Genomic DNA, 2381 nt, shown 5'->3' on the forward strand with positions numbered 1-2381 from the left:
AAACGCCTCGTCGAGCATCGGTCCGAAGATGCGCATCTTCACCCAGAGGTCGTAGCGCAGCGACCATTCCACATACTGCTGAATCTCGTCGGTCCACGTCTCGTCGTTCATTGCGTAGAGCAGCATGCCCTTGAGCCATGCTATCACCGTGGCACGGTAGCTCAACACGAGGTATGGCTCCGATCCGTAGAGCGAGGCGAGCTTCTCGTTTTCGTCGCATAGTCGTTCGGCGAAGTCGTTACACATCGGACAGTCTATCTCGCCCGAGAGCAGCGAGAGCTTGTCGGTCAGTCGTCTCACCTCGTCCTTATACTCTTGGTCGTACTCCTTAAACACCGGTCGTGGCGCGTTGTCGGGCTTCAGGATAGTAGCCATCGAGAGTCGGGTGACGGTGCCTGTGGTCATCTCGCGTGAGAAAAATTGTTGACAGCAGCGGTTCGTCGTCGAGGCGTTGAAGTTGAAGCGCAGCGGGGCGATGCCCGTCACCGAGTCGGCTCCCACACGCTCCTGTCCGTGGTTGCTGTTGTCGAACGCCTTTCTTATTATCACACACACCTCGCTTGCCGTTCCGCGCGACGTTATCTTCTTCAGCGTGTCGAGCTCGTCAACGCAGGTGTAGAGATAGCGATGGCCATTGCGGTCGGCATCAGCAACACGCTGATTGAAAACGGCATCCGTCAAGTTGTCTATCAGCACCTGCACGCAGATGTCGTCGGGACGTTTGTCGCGTTTCTGTTTCGACGTGGGGTTCTTCTGTTTCCATTCGCCCTCACGATCTCGGTTGGCCTTGTCGCGGTTCACCACGTCTTCGAGAATTATCTTTATCGGCTGCCTTATGCAACCCTTGCCTATCGACATCTTCGCCGACAGCACCGACATAAACGTAGGCTCGTGCTCCACGCCGTCCCAGTAACGCATCTTTACACCGTGAACATATACCGACAGCGGCGCGAACACCGACTCGCACACCGCCGCACGGTATATCTCAGGCACATTTGCCGAGAGGAAGTTCAGCGGATAAGGCAGCGTCTTCGGCATCTGAGGCGGTTCGGCATTTTCAGCATCGAAATCCAGCTTTCCGCCGCCGCCCTCCTGCTTCGCGTAGAGCACGCTCAGCACCTTCTGCAGCTTGTAGTTGATGCCCTTGCGAGGCTCGTCGAGGGCGTTTTGCAGCGTCCTCACATATTCATCCTCGGGGAAGTTGTCGTAGCGTGGAATCAGCTTTTTCAGCCTGTCGAGAGAGTAGTCGCAGATGCTGCGCAGCGCCTTCGCCAACTCGAACGTAAGGGCGTTGCGGTTGCCCTCACACGGCTCCTTGCCGTCGTTGTTCTGCACCCAGAACTCCCTGATTATCTCCGCATACGGAATGTCGTTATACGTCTCGCCATCGTCATGCTCCGCCGTCGTCGTGCTTGTGGCAGCAGCGTTTACATCGTCGGCAGATGGTGCATCGCCTGCCATCCGTGTCTTGCCTTCTGCTGTCTCAGTGGCCTTGTTGTCATGGTTCTCATCAACTTTTTTGTTGTCGCTATTCTTTCCAATCTTTGTGGAAGAAGATTTCGGTTCGCTTTTCTCATTTTCTTTTGTCAGTTTAACTTCCTTGTCGTTACCCGTAAATAATTCATCTTTACAAAAGAACAAGTCTTTCGGGTCGGCCGTGGGCGAGAAAAACACACGGGTGATGTCTTTTGCGCCCTTGTCAAATTCCACCCCGAGCATCTTCTGCGCCCATTCGAGGTTCTCTTCCTGGGTCATCTCGGGGTGACGTTCAAACACGAGGTGAAGGCCTTTCGTGGCCGAGCGTTCCAGCATCAGCAGACCGAGCTTGTCGGCCATCTCGAGTATCGACTCCTTCATCAGCTTAAACGCCTCGTCAAACTTCTCTTTCGGCATTCCCTTGTCGAAATCCACGTCCATGCCCACGCTGTTTGACATGCGTTTCGTGCCGCGTAGCGAGCCGTCGTCGTTGGGCAGACACGAGTAGCACATCTGCACCATACGCCGCTTAGCCTCAGGGTTTCCCTCGCGCGCCGCCTTGGTGTAGCGGCGGTTTTCGCGAGTGTTTCTTATCTTGGCAAACTCGGCAAACGAGTTCACCGGTCGCATGTATTTCTTGTTGTTCTTGTACGTTACTTCAAAGCAGCTCATTTCACCACCTCCTTCACTTCTTTCATCAGTGTTTTCTTCAGATCAAGGTCTTCAGCTTTGTTGAGCTTAAACCAGAAATAGTAGGCCTCATCGCCTTCGGTGAGGCTGGCGTGTATAGTCCGCCGTAGAATGGTCGTCGTCTTCGGCTTCTTGTGCTTAGCAACAAATCCGAAGCTGCCATCGTCGAGCATCGTCGCCGTTCCGGCACGGCGAAAGCTCTTTACAGAATTCAT

Annotated in this window: 2 protein-coding genes; both read right to left on the bottom strand. The window is 54.4% G+C overall.

Annotated elements, in window-relative coordinates; genetic code table 11:
* Window positions 1-2148, bottom strand: a 2148-nt coding sequence (locus CIK99_RS06380) for a hypothetical protein (protein ID WP_094380723.1), incomplete at its 3' end; no start/stop codon positions are given.
* A partial coding sequence (locus CIK99_RS15260) for a hypothetical protein (protein ID WP_094380724.1) occupies window positions 2145-2381 on the bottom strand: 237 nt, incomplete at its 5' end. The genes CIK99_RS15260 and CIK99_RS06380, both read right to left, overlap by 4 nt.

It is taken from the genome of Prevotella sp. P5-92 (assembly GCF_002251245.1).
Classification (GTDB): Bacteria; Bacteroidota; Bacteroidia; order Bacteroidales; family Bacteroidaceae; genus Prevotella.